The organism is Thioclava sp. L04-15, from assembly GCF_002020275.1.
In the GTDB taxonomy this organism is placed as follows: Bacteria; Pseudomonadota; Alphaproteobacteria; order Rhodobacterales; family Rhodobacteraceae; genus Thioclava; species Thioclava marina.
In genome coordinates this window covers 68,151-86,197 of the sequence record NZ_MPZW01000006.1, presented here as the reverse complement: position 1 = coordinate 86,197, position 18,047 = coordinate 68,151, and the positions used below count along the sequence as shown (strand labels likewise).

17 protein-coding genes are annotated in these 18,047 nt (G+C 63.8%); 13 read left to right on the top strand and 4 right to left on the bottom strand.

All coding sequences use genetic code 11. The features are described from left to right. Positions 1 to 259: 259 nt before the first annotated feature. Positions 260 to 1,606, bottom strand: a complete 1,347-nt coding sequence (locus BMI90_RS13670; protein WP_078530050.1) for an HPP family protein — start codon at positions 1,604 to 1,606, stop codon at positions 260 to 262. Positions 1,607 to 1,789: 183 nt separating this feature from the next. On the opposite strand from BMI90_RS13670, the gene BMI90_RS13665 reads away from it, so the two are divergent. The 3 genes from BMI90_RS13665 to BMI90_RS13655 all read left to right on the top strand — a co-directional run bounded on the left by BMI90_RS13665 (position 1,790) and on the right by BMI90_RS13655 (position 6,154). Next, positions 1,790 to 3,592 (top strand): tetratricopeptide repeat-containing sulfotransferase family protein, encoded by a 1,803-nt coding sequence (locus BMI90_RS13665; RefSeq protein WP_168172789.1) that lies wholly within the window; start codon positions 1,790 to 1,792, stop codon positions 3,590 to 3,592. Between the two features lie 55 nt (positions 3,593 to 3,647). Next, a complete protein-coding gene (locus tag BMI90_RS13660; RefSeq protein WP_078530048.1) occupies positions 3,648 to 5,459 on the top strand; it encodes a sulfotransferase in 1,812 nt (603 codons plus the stop codon). Positions 5,460 to 5,521: 62 nt separating this feature from the next. Further along, the gene (locus tag BMI90_RS13655) at positions 5,522 to 6,154 is read left to right on the top strand and encodes a LysE family translocator (RefSeq protein WP_078530047.1); all 633 of its coding nucleotides are present in this window, start codon (positions 5,522 to 5,524) and stop codon (positions 6,152 to 6,154) included. 3 nt (positions 6,155 to 6,157) lie between these two features. On the opposite strand, the gene gloB is transcribed toward BMI90_RS13655, so the two are convergent. Then, positions 6,158 to 6,928 (bottom strand): hydroxyacylglutathione hydrolase, encoded by a 771-nt coding sequence (gene gloB, locus BMI90_RS13650; RefSeq protein WP_078530046.1) that lies wholly within the window; start codon positions 6,926 to 6,928, stop codon positions 6,158 to 6,160. A gap of 62 nt (positions 6,929 to 6,990) precedes the next feature. Between gloB and BMI90_RS13645 the strand changes: the two genes are divergently transcribed. From BMI90_RS13645 to BMI90_RS13615, 7 genes are all read left to right on the top strand, one after another. Beyond that, positions 6,991 to 7,749: a methyltransferase domain-containing protein gene (locus BMI90_RS13645; RefSeq protein ID WP_078530045.1), complete on the top strand. Its 759-nt coding sequence runs from the start codon at positions 6,991 to 6,993 to the stop codon at positions 7,747 to 7,749. 427 nt (positions 7,750 to 8,176) lie between these two features. Beyond that, positions 8,177 to 8,737, top strand: a complete 561-nt coding sequence (locus tag BMI90_RS13640) for a F0F1 ATP synthase subunit delta (RefSeq protein WP_078530192.1) — start codon at positions 8,177 to 8,179, stop codon at positions 8,735 to 8,737. Positions 8,738 to 8,739: 2 nt separating this feature from the next. Further along, positions 8,740 to 10,269 (top strand): F0F1 ATP synthase subunit alpha, encoded by a 1,530-nt coding sequence (gene atpA / locus BMI90_RS13635; RefSeq protein ID WP_038079007.1) that lies wholly within the window; start codon positions 8,740 to 8,742, stop codon positions 10,267 to 10,269. A gap of 21 nt (positions 10,270 to 10,290) precedes the next feature. Beyond that, complete coding sequence (locus tag BMI90_RS13630) at positions 10,291 to 11,172, top strand: F0F1 ATP synthase subunit gamma (protein WP_078530044.1); 882 nt, start codon at positions 10,291 to 10,293, stop codon at positions 11,170 to 11,172. Positions 11,173 to 11,193: 21 nt separating this feature from the next. Then, a complete protein-coding gene (atpD, locus tag BMI90_RS13625; RefSeq protein ID WP_078530043.1) occupies positions 11,194 to 12,612 on the top strand; it encodes a F0F1 ATP synthase subunit beta in 1,419 nt (472 codons plus the stop codon). Positions 12,613 to 12,621: 9 nt separating this feature from the next. Further along, complete coding sequence (locus BMI90_RS13620) at positions 12,622 to 13,023, top strand: F0F1 ATP synthase subunit epsilon (protein ID WP_078530042.1); 402 nt, start codon at positions 12,622 to 12,624, stop codon at positions 13,021 to 13,023. 102 nt (positions 13,024 to 13,125) lie between these two features. After that, positions 13,126 to 13,476 carry an H-type lectin domain-containing protein gene (locus BMI90_RS13615; protein WP_078530041.1) on the top strand — a complete coding sequence of 117 codons (351 nt, stop codon included), beginning with the start codon at positions 13,126 to 13,128 and terminating at the stop codon, positions 13,474 to 13,476. Between the two features lie 121 nt (positions 13,477 to 13,597). Here the strand turns inward: BMI90_RS13615 and BMI90_RS13610 are convergent, their stop codons facing one another. Beyond that, positions 13,598 to 15,097, bottom strand: coding sequence for a CoA-acylating methylmalonate-semialdehyde dehydrogenase (locus BMI90_RS13610; RefSeq protein WP_078530040.1), 1,500 nt, complete (start codon positions 15,095 to 15,097; stop codon positions 13,598 to 13,600). A 120-nt stretch (positions 15,098 to 15,217) separates the two neighbouring features. Between BMI90_RS13610 and BMI90_RS13605 the strand changes: the two genes are divergently transcribed. The 3 genes from BMI90_RS13605 (at position 15,218) to coaD (ending at position 17,222) form a co-directional block, all read left to right on the top strand. Continuing rightward, complete coding sequence (locus BMI90_RS13605) at positions 15,218 to 16,132, top strand: LysR family transcriptional regulator (RefSeq protein ID WP_078530039.1); 915 nt, start codon at positions 15,218 to 15,220, stop codon at positions 16,130 to 16,132. Between the two features lie 73 nt (positions 16,133 to 16,205). Beyond that, the gene (locus tag BMI90_RS13600) at positions 16,206 to 16,640 is read left to right on the top strand and encodes a CBS domain-containing protein (protein ID WP_078530038.1); all 435 of its coding nucleotides are present in this window, start codon (positions 16,206 to 16,208) and stop codon (positions 16,638 to 16,640) included. 87 nt (positions 16,641 to 16,727) lie between these two features. Then, positions 16,728 to 17,222: a pantetheine-phosphate adenylyltransferase gene (gene coaD, locus BMI90_RS13595; RefSeq protein ID WP_078530037.1), complete on the top strand. Its 495-nt coding sequence runs from the start codon at positions 16,728 to 16,730 to the stop codon at positions 17,220 to 17,222. Between the two features lie 7 nt (positions 17,223 to 17,229). Here coaD and BMI90_RS13590 read toward each other — a convergent pair whose 3' ends face one another. Then, the gene (locus tag BMI90_RS13590) at positions 17,230 to 17,856 is read right to left on the bottom strand and encodes a MarC family protein (RefSeq protein ID WP_078530036.1); all 627 of its coding nucleotides are present in this window, start codon (positions 17,854 to 17,856) and stop codon (positions 17,230 to 17,232) included. Positions 17,857 to 18,047 lie beyond the last annotated feature (191 nt).

The following is an 18,047-nucleotide window of genomic DNA, read 5'->3' as shown; positions in this document are numbered from 1 at the left end:
TGCTCCTTTCCTGCGAGAGGTGGCGCGAGGGGATACCCGAGCCATCCTGACCTCATACTTTTAAAGTTCGGTGGAATTTGCTGCGCTTCAAGTCTTTTCACGCTCAAAAAGCGACACGGGTCCGATTCGTGCGGAAAAAACGGTCACTTCGTCGCACCGGCGGTGCATGAGCGCACCAAGGGCGCGCAATATGTTGGGGGTTTTGCGGATGATGCTCCCCATATGGGGAGGGTTTCCGCCCGTTCAAGGGCTGTGCCTGTTACTTGGGCGACTCGGAGCGCGATCGGGCAGCGTCCTCCTGCGTGTCTTCAGGAACGGGCGGTCGCCGGGTCGTCGTTTTCTGCAACGCAGCCGCGATATCGGCCTCCTCGGCATCTTCGGGCGCGGTGTCATCTACGCCCGTCGCAGGCGCTTCCGGCGCGTCCATTTCGTCCGCGTCCTCTTCGTCGAGATCCGCTTCGCGATGGGCGGCCGGGGAATGTTCGAGAAGCAGCGCGATGATATCGGTTCGGGTCAGGATGCCCACCAGCCGCCTGCTTTCCGTCACCGGAATCACGCGGGCCTCGCGGTGGGCGAGCCGTTCGAGAAGGGTGCCGATCGGGGTATCGCCCTCGACCGTTTCGATATCGGTGTGAAAAATTGCGCGCGCTTCGGCCTCGGGTGGGGCCGCGCGGAACCGCAGCGGGCGGCGCAGCACGTCGAATTCCTTGAACAGCTCCTCGAGCGCGTCATGCTGGTCGACCACCCCGAGGTAGTATCCCGCGCTGTCCACCACCGGCAGGGTGTGCACGTTCAGCGCGGTCATCTTGCGCACGATCTCCGATAGCGGCGCCTCGGGCGATACGGTGACGGGGTTTTGCGTCATCAGATCGCGCACGCGGGTATCGGCCAGAAGCGCTTCGGCCGCGCGGTGCTCGGCTGCGGCCATCAGACGGGCCAGATCGGCGGGGGCCACGTTGGCGGACTGGTTGAATTCGACAAGCAGCTCTTGCAGGTCGCGCTGGCTCAGAGAGCGCGCAGGCCCGCGGGCGCGGCCCACATGGGCGGGATGATGGGCGAGCGGGCGGGTCGGATAGGCGATGCCGAAGAGACGGTTCCAGAGCATCGCGGAAAGGATCAGAATCGCCGTCATCATCCCGATCGGGAAGATCGCGAAGCCGAAGCCGACATGGCGGCCCGCCTCGTGTTCGAGCACCGCGAGCAAGGCGATCCCGGCGGCCGGCGGATGCAGCGCACGCGCGGCCATCATCGCGACGATCGCGCCCGCGACCGCAATCCCGTCGGCATAGGGCGGAGGGATCAGCATCAGCACCGCGACCGGCACCACCGCCGAAATCATCATTCCCATCATCGCCGCCCAGGGCTGGGAGAGAGGTGAATTGGGCAGGACGAAGAGCAACACGGCGGTCGAGGCGAAGCTGGACACGAGATAGATCCCCGCCTCGCGTGAATGGGGTAGGGTGGTCACGATGAAGGTGACGAAGAGGATTGCCACGCCAGCCCCGATCGCTCCGCGCAGGATATCGACCGCCGGGCGGCGGCCCATCGAGGGACCGAAGCGACGGAATTGGCGGCGGATGTCTTTCGGAAGCTGGCTGAGCGGCATCGGATCGTGATTTGAAAAGGCGCGTCAGGTATCGCCTTTGCGCGGTCGGGATGCAAGCGGACGCGACGGTGCGGAACATGGAGGGCGCGATCGCGGGCGCGCTTGGCGATGCGGAGCAAACGCGCGCTTGTCATCCTCTCACCCCCCGCTATGTTCGGGCGCGGTTCCACATCGGGAGAGAGTATGAGCGGTTCGGTGGACAAGACCCTGCGCATCGCCAAGGCACAGGCGAAAAGCGGTGCCTTTGCCGAGGCCGAGGCGCTCTATCGCGAGGTGCTTGCCCGCTTTCCCTCGAACAAGCGCGCACAGGCGGGGCTGGCCGAGTTGCAAGCGGTGCGCGGACAGGGGCCGCTGGGTCAGCCACCGCGGGCGATGATCGAGGAGCTTGTCGGGCTGGCGCGGGCGCGCCGTTTTCGTGATCTCGTGGCCGCGACCGTCCCGGCGCTCGCGCGGTTCCCGCGCGCCGAGCCGATCCTTGAACTGCGTGCGGTCGGCTTGCTGAATATCGGCGATCATCGTGGCGCGGCGGATCTTTACAAGCAGCTTGCCGATATGCGCCCGATGGATGTCGAATTGCTGGGCAAGCTTGGCAATGCGCGGCTGATGGGGGGCGATGCCGAAGGGGCCGTCGAAACCTTCTCACGCCTGCTGGAGCTGCGTCCGGGCGATGCGGTGGCCCACAACAACCTCGGCAATGCGCTGGCCAATCAGCGCGAGCCCGAGCGCGCGATGGAGCATTACGCCGCAGCCGTCGCCGCCCGGCCCGACCTGCTGCCCGCGCGGGTGAACCTCGGCAAGCTTCTCTACCTGCGCGGCGAGGTGCCCGAGGCGCGCCGCCACATCGAGGCGGCGGTAAAGCTTGCGCCGGACAACCCGAACCTGCTCGATCTGCTGGGCAATCTGCTCAAGGCGCAGGGAGATACCGAAGGTGCGAAGGCGCAGTTCGACGCGGCGCTGACGCTCGCGCCGAAATCGGCAGCGATCCATCTCAACCGGGCGCTGGTGCAGAAATTCCAGCCCGGAGACCCGCAGATCGCGACGCTCGAGGCGCTTCACCGCAACCCCTCGACGCCTGTCTCGGATCGCTCGCAGTTTGGGTTCGCTTTGGCCAAGGCCTATGAGGATCTGGGCGAGATCGAGCGTTCCTACGCCCGGCTCAAGCAGGCCAATGCCGAGCGCAAGGCCGAGATCGGATACGATACCGCGCAGTCGCGCAAGCTCTTTGACCAGATCCGCAAGGCCTTTCCCGCACCTCATGCGCCGATTGCACCGCTGGAGGCGCCGACGGGTCCCGAACCGATTTTCATCCTCGGTCTGCCGCGCTCTGGCACGACTCTGATCGAGCAGATCATTTCCAGCCATCCCGATGTGGTGGCGGGCGGCGAGCGCGAGGAACTCAACTCCGCGCTCAAGGCGCTAGACTGGTCGTCGGTCGCCGGTTTCGAGCGCGAGGGTGCGAAGATCGAGGCAAGCTATCGCGAGATGCTGCGTCGCTTCGGGGGCGAGGCGGGCTTCGTGACCGACAAGATGCCGTCGAACTTCCTTTGGATCGGTGCGATCCGGGCGCTCTTTCCGAAGGCGCGCATCGTGCATGTCCAGCGCGATCCGCGCGCGGTGCTCTGGTCGATCTACAAGATGCGCTTCACCGGGACGGGTTATGGCTTTGGCTATGACCTTGGCGACCTCGTGGCCTATCATGGCTTGTACCGCGAGTTGATGGCGCATTGGCGCGCGCTTTTTGGCGATGCGGTGATCGATGTGGATTACGAGGCGCTGACGGCAGACCCGGAACCCGCGATCCGTGCGCTGATCTCGGCGCTGGGGCTGCCCTGGAACGATGCCTGCCTGCGCCCGCAGGACAATACCCGAGCCGTCAATACCGCCTCGAACCTGCAGGTGCGCCGCGCCATCTACACGGGCAGTTCGCAGGATTGGCAACGCTACGCGCATCTGATCGGCGAGGCTTTCGCCGGGCTTCCGGAATAGGTAAAGCTCATTGGCGAGCCTTCCGGGGCAGTGAAGGAATACTGAGGGGAAAGACATGGCTGGTTCGGTTGACAAGCTTCTGCGTACGGCTCAGACGCAGGCCAAGAGCGGAGCATTTCGCGAGGCGGAGGCGACCTATCGCGAGCTTCTGGCGCGTTTCCCCGCGAACAAGCGCGCTCAGGCTGGGCTGGCGGAACTTGCCGCGACTGTCGCGAATGCGGTCGGCCGCGAGCCGCCGCGCCAACTGATCGGCCAGCTCTTCGCGCTCAAACGCGCCGGGCGAGATCGCGACATGGTGGCACTCGTCAGGAAGGCTCGCATGCAGTTCCCCCGCTCGCTCGCGCTGCTCGAAATCCACGCCAACGGGTTGTCGGCGCTCAATGACCGCGAGGGGGCTGCCGCGCTCTATCGCGAGCTGACCAAGCTCAACCCCTTGAACCCGGACTATTTTGGCAATCTCGGCAACGAGCTGATGCTGCTGGGCAAGTATGACGAGGCAGAGGACGCATATGAGCGTATTCTGGAACTGCAACCGACCAATCCGGTTGCTCTGAACAATCTCGGCAACGTCAAGAACCGGCTCGAGTTCAACAAGGAGGCGCTCGATCATTACGAGGCGGCGGTGAAAGCGGCCCCGAATTACGTCGAGGCGCGGCTGAACCTCGCGGAGACGCTTCTGTCCTATGGTGACGTCGCGAAGGCCGGTCAGCAGGTCGAGGAAGTCCTCAAGATCGACCCGGGCAACCTCTACGCCCGGACCAAGGGCGCGATCGTCACGGCGCGCATGGGCGACAAGGAGGCTTCGCGCGAACAGATCGAAGCGGTGCTGGCGATCGAGCCGCATTTTGGCCCTGCGCTCAAGGTCAAGGCGGGCAACCATACCTTCGTGAAGGACGACCCCTTCTTCGGCGTGATGGATGTCGCCCTTCAGGATCCGACGATCGTGGGCAAGGACCGGGCCAATCTCGAGTTCACGCTTGGTCGGGCCCGCAACGATCTCGACGAGCCGGAGGCCGCTTTCGCCCATTTCGCGCGCGGCAATGCCATCCGCAAGGAACTGGTCGGGTATCACATCTCGAAGGATGAAAAGCTCTTCGCCGAGATCAAGGCCGGGTTCGCCGAGCCGCGTCCCGCGTTGCCTGCGGAAACCGGGCAGGGCCCCGATCCGATCTTCATCCTCGGCATGCCGCGTTCGGGCACGACGCTGGTCGAGCAGATCGTCACCGCGCACCCGATGGTCGCGCCGGGCGGCGAGCTTACCGATCTGGGTACGGGGCTGCGCCGTTTCGACTGGGCCGATCCGAATGGCCTGCAGGAGATCGGTCCCGAGCTGCGTGCCTCCTATCGCGAGACCCTGAAATCGCTCGCAGGCGACAAACCCTATGTCACCGACAAGATGCCGCTGAACTTCCGCTTCATCGGCGTGATCAAGGTCCTCTTCCCGGATGCGAAGATCATCAACCTGCACCGCGACCCGCGTGCGGTGCTCTGGTCGATCTATCACCACAACTTCGCTTCGGACGGGAACGCCTATGCGCACGATCTCGATGATCTCGTGGATTACTGGCATCTCTACAAGGATATGATGGCGCATTGGAACGCGCTCTATCCGGGCCAGATCTTCGACCTGAAATACGAGGCGCTGACCGAGGATCCCGACACGGTGATCCGCTCGCTGATCGATTATCTCGGCCTGCCCTGGGACGAGGCCTGCCTGCGTCCGCAAGACAACAAGCGCGTCGCCAAGACGGCCTCGCGCGAGCAGGTCAAGAAGCCGATCTACAAGGGCAGCTCGAACGCCTGGCAGAAATATCGGCCCTTCGTGGAGAAAGCCTTCTCGCGGCTTGATGTCTGGACAGACGCCTGAGGATTTGCGCGGTATCGCGCGGCGGACTGTAGCCTGACGACGGACCAGCACGGAGCGCGGCCATGCCCGAGATCTCTCATCTGATCGCCTTCGCGGCAGTGGCGCTTGCGATGGTGCTCAGCCCGGGGCCGAACATGATCTATCTAGTCTCGCGCACGATCTGTCAGGGGCGCGGGGCCGGGATGATCTCGTTGGGCGGGGTGGCGCTGGGCTTCGTCTTCTACATGTTTTGCGCGGCCTTCGGGATCACGGCCTTCGTCCTTGCGGTGCCCTTCGCCTATGATGCGCTGCGGTTTGCGGGGGCGGCCTATCTGCTCTGGCTCGCCTGGCAGGCGGTGCGGCCCGGCGGGCGGTCCGCCTTCGAGACGCGCGAGCTGCCGCGCGACGGGCCACGCAAGCTTTTTGCTATGGGCTTCGTGACGAACCTTCTCAATCCGAAGATCGCGGTCATGTATCTGTCGCTGCTGCCGCAATTCATCGACCCCGAGGCGGGTTCGGTTCTGGCGCAATCGCTGGCGCTGGGAGGGGTGCAGATCGTGATCAGCGTGGCGGTGAATGCGGGGATCGTGCTTGCAGCGGGAACCATCGCGGGGTTCCTTGCCGCGCGTCCTTTGTGGAGGTGGGTGCAGCGCTGGGCGATGGGAACGGTACTTGCTGCGCTTGCGCTGAGCGTGCTGCGCGAGGCGCGGCGCTAGGTCTCAGAACCGATCCTTGCGGGCGCGCGCTTCGGTGAACACGGCGAGCGGCGTGGCGTCTGCGGGCAGGCCAAGCGCCGCGCGCAGCCTTGAGTCGGCGCCGCGCAGGAAGGGATTCGTGGCTTTCTCCAGACCAAGCTCGACTGGCAGGGTTGGGCGCATCTGGGCGCGCGTGGCGCGCACTTCCTCCATCCGGGCGAGCAGGTTCGGGTTGTCGGGCTCGAGCGAGAGCGCGAACCGGCCATTGGCCTCGGTATATTCGTGCCCCGAACAGACGAGCGTCTCGTCGGGCAGTTCGCTGAAGCGGGTCAAAGTGTCGAACATCTGCGCCGCCGAACCCTCGAAGAGACGTCCGCAGCCCCAGCTCATCAAGCTGTCGCCGGAAAACAACAGGCCCGCCTCGGGGAAGTAATAAGCGACATGGCCCACGGTGTGCCCGTCGGCGGGCATCACCTCGACATGCTCCATCCCGATCGCGAGCTTCTCGCCCGGCGCAACCTCCTGATCGAGCGGCGGAAGGCGATGCGCATCGGCCGCCGCCCCGATCACCTTCGCCCCGGTCGCCGCGGAAAGTGCCTTCACCCCGTCGATATGGTCGGCATGGTGATGGGTGATCAGGATGAGATTCGCTTTCCAGCCTCGCTCGGTCAGTGCCTTGAGCACTGGCGGAGCCTCGGGCACGTCGATCACGGTGGTGGTATCGGTCGCTGCCTCATGCACGACATAGGCGTAATTGTCCGCCAGACAGGGAACGATCAGCAATTCGACGGCCATGGTCTTTTCTACCGCATTGATTATCTTGTCACATAGCTAAGCCCAACGAAGCGGAAGGCGCAATGCATCTCGACGTTCTCGACCTGCGGAATTTCTATTACCGCACGCAGCTTGGCCGGGCGGCGCAACGGGCGATCCGTGATCGTGTCGAGGCGCTGTGGCCAGCGACCGGGCCGAGTATGGCGGGGCAGACCGTTGCGGGCTATGGGTTCGCGGTGCCGCTCCTGCGTCCTTATCTGGAACCCGCGCGCCGGGTGATCGGCTTGATGCCGGCGGGGCAGGGGGTAATGCCTTGGCCGGCGGGGATGCCCAATGTTTCCGTGCTGTGCGACGAGGCGCGCTGGCCGCTGGAGACAGGGCGGGTGGATCGGCTGATCGTGATGCATGGGCTCGAGACATCGGATAATTCCGACGCGCTCATGGAGGAATGCTGGCGCGTGCTGGGGCCGGGCGGGCGCGCGCTGTTCATCGTGCCCAACCGCGCCGGTCTCTGGGCGCCGCGTGAAACGACGCCCTTCGGTTTCGGCAAACCCTACACGCTGGGTCAGCTCGACCAGCTCGCGCGGCGCTCGGGTTTTGTCCCCGAGCGACACACCGGCGCGCTCTATATCCCGCCGAGTCACCGGCGCTTCTGGCTGCGTTCGGCCGCGATGTGGGAGCGGATCGGGGTGAAGGTCTCTGGGGTGCTCGCCGCCGGGGTGATCATGCTCGAGGTCTCCAAGCAGGTTCACGCACGGCACAATTCGGGACTCGGCGCGCGGGTGCGCAAGCCGCTCTCGATTCTCGAAGGGGCGGTGAAACCGGCGACAGACCCGGTCTGACCCGGTCTTTCAGCAGGCTGATCCAGGGCGCGCGCTGGACGTCACGCGAAATTTTACTCCGCCCCGCGCCCGTCGCGGCGAAATCACCTGTCGCGAATTGCCGTGGTGGGGGAAAGTTTCGAACCTGCCGCCGGTTTTTCCAAGCCTGTCGTGGTGAATCACCGGGATCCGCGAAATCGCCGCGTGGGCCGGAAAATTCGTGTTAGCGCCCTCATTTTCGGCCCGCGTGTGTCACCTTCTCGCGACGAAGTGCAAAATGCGGGCTTCTGCTCACATTCTCGTGCTCAAGACGGTTGCGAGGGGGGGATTGCTCTGCTAGTAGCCTCCCCGATAAGCGGTGCGGAGAGGCTGGATCTCCCGCGCCGGGGGAGCGCCCTCTCGGCACCGAAACGGTCGAGTGAGGGCAACAAGCATCGGAAGGGTGGACGTGTCCGAACCAGCTTCGATTTCCGCAAGCATCGCCGGCCGCTACGCGCTGGCAATTTTTGAACTTTCACGCGAAGAAAATTCCCTCGCGGCGCTCGAAGCCGATGTGACGGCGCTTTCGGACGCGCTGGCCGGTTCGGCCGAGATGCGCGAGATGATTTCCTCGCCGATCTACAGCCGCGACCAGCAGGCCGCCGCCGTCGGCGCGCTGGCTGGCAAGATGGGTTTGTCGGCTCCGATGTCAAACGGGCTGCAGCTGATGGGCGCCAAGCGTCGCCTCTTCGCGCTGCCGCAACTCCTCAACTCGCTCGCCGCTCTGATCGCCGACGAGAAGGGCGAAGTGACCGCCGAGGTCACCTCCGCCAGTGAACTTTCCGCAGCTCAGGCCAAGAAACTGGCCGAGGTGCTGAACAAGCAGACGGGCAAGACCGTCAAACTGAACACCGCTGTCGATGAAAGCCTCATCGGCGGCATGATCGTCAAGCTGGGCTCGCGCATGGTCGATACCTCGATCCGCTCGAAGCTCGCTTCCCTCAAGAACGCCATGAAAGAGGTCGGATAAACATGGGCATCCAAGCAGCTGAGATTTCTGCGATCCTCAAGGAGCAGATCAAGAATTTCGGGCAGGACGCCCAAGTCGCCGAAGTCGGCCGCGTGCTGTCGGTTGGCGACGGTATCGCGCGCGTCTACGGTCTCGACAACGTCCAGGCCGGTGAAATGGTCGAATTCCCCGGTGGTATCCGCGGGATGGCGCTGAACCTCGAAACCGACAACGTCGGTGTCGTTATCTTCGGTTCGGACCAGGACATCAAAGAAGGCGACACCGTCAAGCGCACGAACTCGATCGTGGACGTGCCGGTCGGTGAAGCGCTGCTCGGCCGCGTGGTCGACGGTCTCGGCAACGCGCTCGACGGCAAAGGCGCCATCGAAGCGAAAGAGCGTCGCGTCGCCGACGTGAAAGCCCCGGGCATCATCCCGCGTAAATCGGTGCACGAGCCGATGGCGACCGGCCTCAAGTCGGTGGACGCAATGATCCCGATCGGCCGTGGCCAGCGCGAACTGATCATCGGCGACCGTCAGACCGGCAAGACCGCAATCGCGCTCGACACCATTCTGAACCAGAAGTCGTATAACGACGCCGATCCGTCGAACAAGCTGCACTGCTTCTACGTCGCCGTCGGCCAGAAGCGTTCGACCGTTGCCCAGCTCGTGAAGAAGCTCGAGGAAACCGGCGCGATCGAATACACCACCGTGATCGCCGCGACCGCTTCGGACCCCGCGCCGATGCAGTACCTCGCGCCCTACACCGCGACCGCGATGGCGGAATACTTCCGCGACAACGGCATGCACGCGCTGATCATCTATGATGACCTCTCGAAGCAGGCTGTGGCCTATCGCCAGATGTCGCTGCTGCTGCGTCGTCCGCCGGGACGTGAAGCTTACCCGGGCGACGTGTTCTACCTCCATTCGCGCCTGCTGGAGCGTTCGGCGAAGCTCAACGAGGACTTCGGTTCGGGCTCGCTCACCGCGCTTCCGGTCATCGAAACCCAGGCGGGTGACGTGTCGGCCTACATCCCGACCAACGTGATCTCGATCACCGACGGTCAGATCTTCCTCGAGACGGAACTCTTCTACCAGGGTATCCGCCCGGCCGTGAACACCGGTCTGTCGGTGTCGCGCGTTGGCTCGTCGGCTCAGACGAACTCGATGAAGACCGTGGCTGGCCCGGTTAAGCTGGAACTCGCCCAGTATCGCGAAATGGCGGCCTTCGCCCAGTTCGGCTCGGATCTCGACGCCGCGACCCAGAAGCTGCTGAACCGCGGTGCGCGTCTGACCGAGCTGATGAAGCAGCCGCAATACTCGCCGCTCACCAACGCGGAAATCGTCGCCGTCATCTTCGCCGGCACCAACGGCTTCCTCGACGGTATCCCGGTTTCGCAAGTCGGTAAGTTCGAGCAGGGCCTGCTGGATTACCTGCGCAACTCGCGGAAGGACATCCTCGAGTGGCTGACCAAGGAAGATCCCAAGATCAAGGGTGAAGCCGCCGACAAGCTCAAAGCCGCTATCGCCGACTTCGCCAAGACCTTCGCGTGATTGGCCTGAAAGGACAGGGACATGCCCAGCCTTAAGGACCTCAAAAACCGGATCGGAAGCGTCAAGAACACGCGGAAGATCACCAAGGCGATGCAAATGGTCGCCGCGGCGAAGCTGCGCCGCGCCCAGGAAAGCGCCGAGGCCGCGCGCCCCTATGCCGAACGGATGCATTCCGTGATGGCGGGGCTGGCGGGCTCGGTGAAGGGCTCGGACACTGCGCCGCGCCTGCTCAAGGGCACCGGCTCGGACAAGACTCACCTTCTCGTGGTGATGACGGCCGAGCGTGGTCTGTGCGGTGGCTTCAACGCCAACATCGCCAAGCTGGCTCGCCAGCATGCAGAAAAGCTTCTTGCCGAAGGGAAAGAGGTGAAAATCCTCACCGTCGGCAAGAAGGGCCGCGATGCGCTGCGCCGGGAATACGGCCAGTATTTCGTGGGTCACGTGGACCTGAGCGAAGTCAAGAAGCTGAGCTATGACGACGCCCAGGGGATCGCGCGCGATCTCATCGGCCGCTTCGACAAGGGCGAGTTCGATGTCGCGACGATCTTCTTCTCGATCTTCGAGAGCGTGATCTCGCAAACGCCGACCGCCAAGCAGATCATCCCCGCTTCCTATGAACCGGAAGAGGGCGAAGAGCACGTGCCGACGGTCAATTACGATTACGAACCCAGCGAGACGCAGATCCTCACCGACCTGCTGCCGCGCGGGATCGCGACGCAGATCTTCACGGCTCTGCTGGAAAACGGTGCCTCGGAACAAGGTGCGCGTATGTCCGCCATGGACAGCGCGACGCGCAACGCGGGCGAGATGATCGACAAGCTGACGATCGAATACAACCGCTCGCGCCAGGCCGCGATCACCAAGGAACTCATCGAAATCATTTCGGGCGCCGAGGCGCTCTGACGGAACCGGAGAAATTGAGACATGGCAAGCAAAGGTAAAGTGACCCAGGTCATCGGCGCCGTCGTCGACGTGCAGTTCGACGGCGAACTGCCGGCGATCCTGAACGCGCTGGAAACCACCAACAACGGCAAGCGCCTCGTTCTCGAGGTTGCTCAGCACCTCGGCGAGAACTCGGTGCGTACCATCGCAATGGACGCGACCGAAGGTCTCGTGCGCGGCGCTGAAGTGACCGACATGGGCGCCCCGATCTCGGTGCCGGTCGGCAACGCGACGCTCGGCCGCATCCTGAACGTGATCGGCGAGCCCGTGGACGAGAAGGGCCCGGTGGAAGCCACCGAGACCCGCGCGATCCACCAGCCCGCGCCAGACTTCGAAAGCCAGGCAACCGCCTCGGAAATCCTCGTGACGGGCATCAAGGTCATCGACCTTCTCGCGCCCTACTCGAAGGGTGGTAAGATCGGCCTGTTCGGCGGCGCCGGCGTGGGCAAGACCGTTCTCATCATGGAACTGATCAACAACATCGCGAAGGTGCACTCGGGCTACTCCGTGTTCGCCGGTGTTGGCGAGCGGACCCGTGAAGGCAACGACCTCTATCACGAGATGATCGAATCCAACGTCATCAAGCCCGACGATCTGTCGAGCTCGCAGGTGGCTCTGGTCTACGGTCAGATGAACGAGCCTCCGGGTGCACGCGCGCGTGTCGCTCTGACCGGCCTGACGCTGGCCGAGCAGTTCCGCGACCAGTCGGGCACCGACGTTCTGTTCTTCGTCGACAACATCTTCCGCTTCACGCAGGCGGGTTCGGAAGTGTCGGCGCTTCTGGGTCGTATCCCTTCGGCCGTGGGCTACCAGCCGACGCTGGCCACCGACATGGGCGCGATGCAGGAACGCATCACTTCGACGAAAGCCGGCTCGATCACCTCGATCCAGGCCGTTTACGTTCCGGCCGACGACCTTACCGACCCGGCTCCGGCCACCACCTTCGCCCACCTCGACGCCACGACCGTTCTGTCGCGTGCGATCTCGGAACTCGGCATCTACCCGGCTGTGGACCCGCTCGACTCCTCGTCGCGCATCCTCGACCCGGCGATCGTCGGCGAAGAGCACTACAAGGTCGCCCGTGACGTGCAGGAGATCCTGCAGCGCTACAAGGCCCTCCAGGACATCATCGCCATCCTCGGGATGGACGAACTGTCGGAAGAGGACAAGCTGACCGTGGCCCGCGCCCGTAAGATCCAGCGTTTCCTCTCGCAGCCCTTCGACGTTGCGAAAGTGTTCACCGGTTCGGACGGCGTTCAGGTTCCGCTCGAGGACACGATCTCCTCGTTCAAGGCGGTTGTCGCTGGCGAATACGATCACCTGCCCGAAGCAGCCTTCTACATGGTCGGCGGCATCGAGGAAGTGAAAGCGAAAGCCGAGAAACTCGCCGCTGCGGCGTAAGGAGGCGTTATGGCCGACACGATGCAATTTGACCTGGTCGCCCCCGAGCGCAAGCTCGCCTCCGTCGAGGAAGCGGTCGAGGTCATGGTGCCCGGTTCGGATGGTGACCTCACGGTCATGCCCGGCCACGCGCCTATGCTGACGACGCTGCGGCCCGGCAAGCTGACGCTGGTGACGCGTTCGGAAACCCAGAGCTACGCGGTAACGGGTGGCTTCGCCGAGATCACCCCCGAGGGGATCACGGTTCTGGCCGAACGTTCGATGCCCGCGGAAGAGTTCACCAAGGAAGTCCACGATCGCCTGATCGAGGAAGCCCGCCGCGTCCATGACGAAGCGCATCCTTCGGTGGCCGATATGACCGCGAAGCTTCTGGCCGATATGGAAGCTCTTGGCGCGCATATGCTGGGCTGAGCCGTCGTTTCAAGGAATGGAAAAAGCCCCGGGTTTCCGGGGCTTTTTTATTGCGCGGCCCATGCGTAAACTGAGGCGTGCAACGGCCGGAAAGAAAGCTCGATGATCACAGTTGAGAGCCATCGATTGGGATTGCAGCAGGGCTCGCTGGTGCTGTTCTCCGATTTTCAGGATGGCGGCACGATGTGGACCGGCGACGGCCCGCGCGAGCTGCGCAAGGCGGTGCGATTCCCCGAACCTTTCCGTGGAAAGCCTATGGTGCATGTCTCGCTTTCGATGTGGGACGTGGATGGTGAGCACAACTCTCGGATGGATATCTCGAGCGATGGGGTGACGTCCGAGGGGTTCGTCATCGTCTTTCGCACCTGGGGCGACACCCGCGTCGCCCGGGTGCGCGCCGACTGGATGGCCATGGGCGGCGTCGGACATGAGGACGATTGGGATATCCCATAAGGACCGTGCCCCGGCACGCGTCGCCGCCTTTTGACGGTGGGCAAAGAAAAACGCCCCGCGCATGTGCGGGGCGTTCTCATTTGTCGCCTGGGCAGGGCGGTCGAAACCGCCCGTCACCCTCTTAGTCAAGCGCCTTGAAGTTCAGCGCGGCGCCGTCCTTGATACCCGAGAACCAGCGCGCCGTGACGGTCTTGGTCTTGGTGTAGAAGCGGAAGGCGTCGGGGCCGTATTGGTTGAGGTCGCCGAAGGCCGACTTCTTCCAGCCGCCGAAGGTGTAGTAGCTCAGCGGAACCGGGATCGGGAAGTTGATGCCGACCATGCCGACATTGACCTTCGAGGCGAAGTCGCGCGCGGTGTCGCCATCGGCGGTGTAGATCGCGGTGCCGTTGCCATAGGGGTTGTCGATCACCAGATCGAGCGCCTCTTCGTAGTTCTTCGTGCGCACCATCGACAGCACCGGACCGAAGATCTCTTCTTTGTAGATGTCCATCTCCGGGGTCACCTTGTCGAAGAGCGACGGGCCGACGAAGAAGCCCTCCTCATAGCCCTGCAGCGAGAAGTCGCGACCGTCGACCACGAGATCCGCGCCCTGTTCGACGCCCGAGTTGATCAGGCCCTTGATGCGCTCTTGCGCCTGCTTGGTGATGACGGGGCCATAATCCACGTCGTCGCCGCCGGTGTAGGGGCCGACCTTGAGTTTCTCGATCTTCGGCACGAGGCGCTCGATCAGGGCTTCGGCAGTGCCTTCACCCACGGGGACCGCGACCGAGATCGCCATGCAGCGCTCGCCAGCGGCGCCGTAGCCCGCGCCGATCAGCGCGTCGGCGGCCATGTCCATATCCGCATCGGGCATGATCAGCATGTGGTTCTTCGCGCCGCCGAAGCACTGCGCGCGCTTGCCGTTATTCGCCGCGCGGCCATAGATGTATTGCGCGATCGGGGTCGAGCCGACGAAGCCCACGCCCTGGATCGTCTCGTGGTCGAGGATCGTGTCCACGGCTTCCTTGTCGCCGTTGACGACCTGCAGGACGCCATCGGGAAGACCGGCTTCCTGCGCCAGTTCCGCGAGCATGATCGCGGTGGTCGGCACGCGCTCGGACGGCTTGAGGATCATCGCGTTCCCGGCCGACAGCGCCGGGCCCATTTTCCACAGCGGGATCATGGCGGGGAAGTTGAAGGGCGTGATGCCCGCGACGACACCAAGCGGCTGGCGCATCGAGTAGAGGTCGATGCCAGGGCCCGCGTCGCCGGTGTATTCGCCCTTGAGCAGCATCGGCGCGCCCATGCAGACTTCGATCACTTCAAGGCCGCGCTGCACGTCGCCTTTGGCGTCCGGAATGGTCTTGCCATGTTCCTTCGACAGCGCCTCGGCGAGCTTGTCCATGTCGCGCTCGATCAGTTGACCGAACTTCATCATCACGCGGGCGCGGCGCTGCGGGTTGACCTTCTGCCATTCGAGCTGCGCTTTCGCGGCATCCGCGATCGCGGCGTCAAGCTCGGCTGGGGTGGCCAGCGCGACTTTGGCGATGATTTCGCCCGTGGCGGGGTTGTAGACATCGCCGAAGCGGCCCGAAGTGCCTGCAACGCGCTTGCCGTTGATCCAGTGACCGATCTCTTCCATGAGAACCTCCTCCTGCAAAGACTCATTCGATTGGGTTGCGCGAACTCTAGCCTTGCGAAAATGCCGATAAAAGAGGAAGTAACTCAAAAGCGTTTTGCAATTTCGCAAAGGTGAGGCCGAATGGACTGGGATGATCTGCGTATTTTCCTTGCCGTAGCGCGGGCGGAGAGCCTGTCCGGCGCGGGCCGCAGTCTGAAGCTCGACGCCGCGACGGTCGGGCGACGGGTCTCGCGGCTCGAGGAAGCCTTCGGCTCCAAGCTTTTCGTGAAATCGCCGCAGGGCTATGCGCTCTCGGAGGCGGGCGATCGGCTCTTGCCCCATGCCGAAGCCGCCGAACAGGCTTTCGCCGGCGCCGAGGAGGAGCTGTCAGGGATCGCGGGGCAACTGACGGGCCAGCTGCGCATCGGGGCCCCCGATGGCTGCGCGAATTACCTCCTGCCACAGGTCTGTGCGAAGATCGCCGCGGAGAATCCCGGCCTCGAGATCCAGATCATCGCCCTTCCGCGCGTGTTCAACCTCTCGAAACGCGAGGCCGACATGGCGATCGCGGTGTCGCGCCCGACGGCGGGGCGCCTGACGGTGCAGAAGCTGACCGATTATCATCTCAGCCTCGCCGCCCATCGCGATTATCTCGCCAACGCCCCCCTGGTGCGGGACAAGTCCGATCTCTCGGTGCATCGGATGATCGGGTATATCCCCGACATGATCTTCGACAAGGAGCTCGACTATTTCGCCGAGACCGGGGCGGAGATGGTAGGGCTCGCCTCGAACTCGGCCTCGGTGCAGATGCGGATGATCGAGGCGGGGGCGGGCTTAGGCATCGTGCATGACTTCGCGATCCCCTTCGCGCCGGGGGTCGTGCGCGTGCTCGGCGACGAGATCCGGCTAGATCGGGCCTTCTGGCTGATCCGCCATGCCGACGACCGCCGCTCGGAACGGCTGACGCGTTTCGCGGAGGCTTTGGGGCAGGGTTTGCGCGACGAGGTGGCCCGGCTTGAACGCGCCGCGTTTGAAACAACTCTGGCGGGCCTGTGAACGCGACAGAGTTGACAGATCGCGCCAACCGGTGAGACGCTTGAAACAAGAGGATGTTTTCAGGGAGGTCGCGATGCAGGTTATGCAGATTCTCAAGGAGAAAGGGCAGGGCGGCGTGTACACCGTCTCGCCCGATATGAAGCTCAGCGATGTGATCGCGGCGCTCTCGTCGAAGCGGATCGGCGCGGTGATCGTCTCGACCGATGGCGAGACCGTGGAGGGAATCGTCTCGGAACGCGACGTGGTGCGCGAGATCGCCCGGCGCGGTGCCGCCTGCCTGACGCTGCGCGCCTCGGAGGTGATGACGCGGGAAGTCTCGTGCTGTGCGCCGATGGACAGCACCGAGGCGGTGATGGAGCAGATGACCGAGGGGCGTTTCCGCCACATGCCCGTGAAGGACAAGGGCAAGATGGTTGGCGTGATCTCGATCGGGGACGTGGTCAAGGCGCGCCTCGGTGAACTTCACATGGAAAAAGAGTCGCTTCAGGGCATGATCATGGGCAACTGATGCCGCACTGCGGCACCTTCGGGCTTGCATTTGGGTGCGCAATATAGTTGCGTGCCCAGAGCTTTGCGGGCGATTTTGGAGGATGCCATGCGGATCGGTCTTTACCCCGGAACCTTTGATCCGGTCACGCTGGGCCATCTCGACATCATCGAACGCGCGATGGCGCTGGTCGATCGTCTGGTGATCGGCGTGGCGATCAATCGCGACAAGGGGCCGCTCTTCGCGCTGGAGGAACGTGTCGCGATGGTGCAGGCGGAATGCGCCAAGATCACCGAACGTCGCGGCGGCGAGATCGTCGTGCACCCGTTCGAGAACCTGCTGATCGACTGCGCCAAGGATGTCGGCGCAAGCGTGATCGTGCGTGGCCTGCGCGCGGTGGCCGATTTCGAATATGAGTTTCAGATGGTCGGCATGAACCGCGCCCTCGACGCCTCGGTCGAGACGGTCTTCTTGATGGCCGATGCGCGTCGTCAGGCAATCGCCTCGAAGCTGGTCAAGGAGATCGCGCGGCTTGGCGGGGATGTGTCGAAATTCGTGACCCCCGATGTCCGCACCAAGCTGGTAGGCAAATTTTCAGCCTGAGCGAGGCTCAGAACTGGGGCAGCGCCCCGATCGTTACCAAAGCCTTGAGGACCGCGTCCACCGCGACAGCGGCCAGGATCATGCCCATCACCCGGCTGATCACCATGGCGCCGGTGGTGCCGATCAGGCGGTGCAGCGGGTTGGCCAGAAGCAAGATCACCAGCGTCACCAGCAAGACTGCGCCCATCAAGGCCGCGGTGATCGACTGATGAATGACCGAGAACCGGTCGTTATCCGTCAGGATAACCACGGCGAGCATCGCACCGGGCGAGGCGATCGACGGGATCGCCACTGGAAAGACGGAGGTTTCGCGGACCCGATCTGCCTCGTCGATCTCGCTCTGGGGTTTGCCCGAACCAAAGATCATCGTCAGCGAGAAGAGAAACAGTACGATCCCACCGGCGATCTGGAAGGCGGGCAAAGGCAGGCCAAGCGCTTCGAGTACGATTTGTCCCAGAACTATGAAAAGTCCCAGCACGATGAAGGAAACGAGCACGGCGCGGCGCGCCACGGCATGCCGTTCAGCCTCGCTCATGTTGCGGGTCACCGCAAGAAAGACCGGCAAGGTGCCGATCGGGTCGATCACGACCCAGAGGGTGATGAACTCCTGCAAAACCTGTGAAGGGCTGAGCACTGATCTTCCTTCCCGAAGAAAATGTGTGAGAACAAGAGATGTTAGCACGGCGCCAATGCCAGTGCCATGCAGCCACTTGCCCGGATGCCCCTCTTCGCGGGCTGTCCATACGGGCAGGAGGGAATACGGGCAGGAGGGAATGATCCCGAGACCATCCCCTCCTGCCCTGCCGAAAACCGGCGGGCTTGCTC

Excerpts from the sequence above, each read along its gene's own strand:
- BMI90_RS13655 (WP_078530047.1), top strand. The coding sequence starts at position 5,522 with ATGCCCGAGATCTCTCATCTGATCGCCTTCGCGGCAGTGGCGCTTGCG.
- BMI90_RS13615 (WP_078530041.1), top strand. The coding sequence starts at position 13,126 with ATGATCACAGTTGAGAGCCATCGATTGGGATTGCAGCAGGGCTCGCTG.
- BMI90_RS13670 (WP_078530050.1), bottom strand. The coding sequence starts at position 1,606 with ATGCCGCTCAGCCAGCTTCCGAAAGACATCCGCCGCCAATTCCGTCGC.
- atpA (WP_038079007.1), top strand. The coding sequence starts at position 8,740 with ATGGGCATCCAAGCAGCTGAGATTTCTGCGATCCTCAAGGAGCAGATC.
- BMI90_RS13620 (WP_078530042.1), top strand. The coding sequence starts at position 12,622 with ATGGCCGACACGATGCAATTTGACCTGGTCGCCCCCGAGCGCAAGCTC.
- BMI90_RS13605 (WP_078530039.1), top strand. The coding sequence starts at position 15,218 with ATGGACTGGGATGATCTGCGTATTTTCCTTGCCGTAGCGCGGGCGGAG.
- atpD (WP_078530043.1), top strand. The coding sequence starts at position 11,194 with ATGGCAAGCAAAGGTAAAGTGACCCAGGTCATCGGCGCCGTCGTCGAC.
- gloB (WP_078530046.1), bottom strand. The coding sequence starts at position 6,928 with ATGGCCGTCGAATTGCTGATCGTTCCCTGTCTGGCGGACAATTACGCC.
- coaD (WP_078530037.1), top strand. The coding sequence starts at position 16,728 with ATGCGGATCGGTCTTTACCCCGGAACCTTTGATCCGGTCACGCTGGGC.
- BMI90_RS13610 (WP_078530040.1), bottom strand. The coding sequence starts at position 15,097 with ATGGAAGAGATCGGTCACTGGATCAACGGCAAGCGCGTTGCAGGCACT.
- BMI90_RS13600 (WP_078530038.1), top strand. The coding sequence starts at position 16,206 with ATGCAGGTTATGCAGATTCTCAAGGAGAAAGGGCAGGGCGGCGTGTAC.
- BMI90_RS13665 (WP_168172789.1), top strand. The coding sequence starts at position 1,790 with ATGAGCGGTTCGGTGGACAAGACCCTGCGCATCGCCAAGGCACAGGCG.
- BMI90_RS13630 (WP_078530044.1), top strand. The coding sequence starts at position 10,291 with ATGCCCAGCCTTAAGGACCTCAAAAACCGGATCGGAAGCGTCAAGAAC.
- BMI90_RS13645 (WP_078530045.1), top strand. The coding sequence starts at position 6,991 with ATGCATCTCGACGTTCTCGACCTGCGGAATTTCTATTACCGCACGCAG.
- BMI90_RS13660 (WP_078530048.1), top strand. The coding sequence starts at position 3,648 with ATGGCTGGTTCGGTTGACAAGCTTCTGCGTACGGCTCAGACGCAGGCC.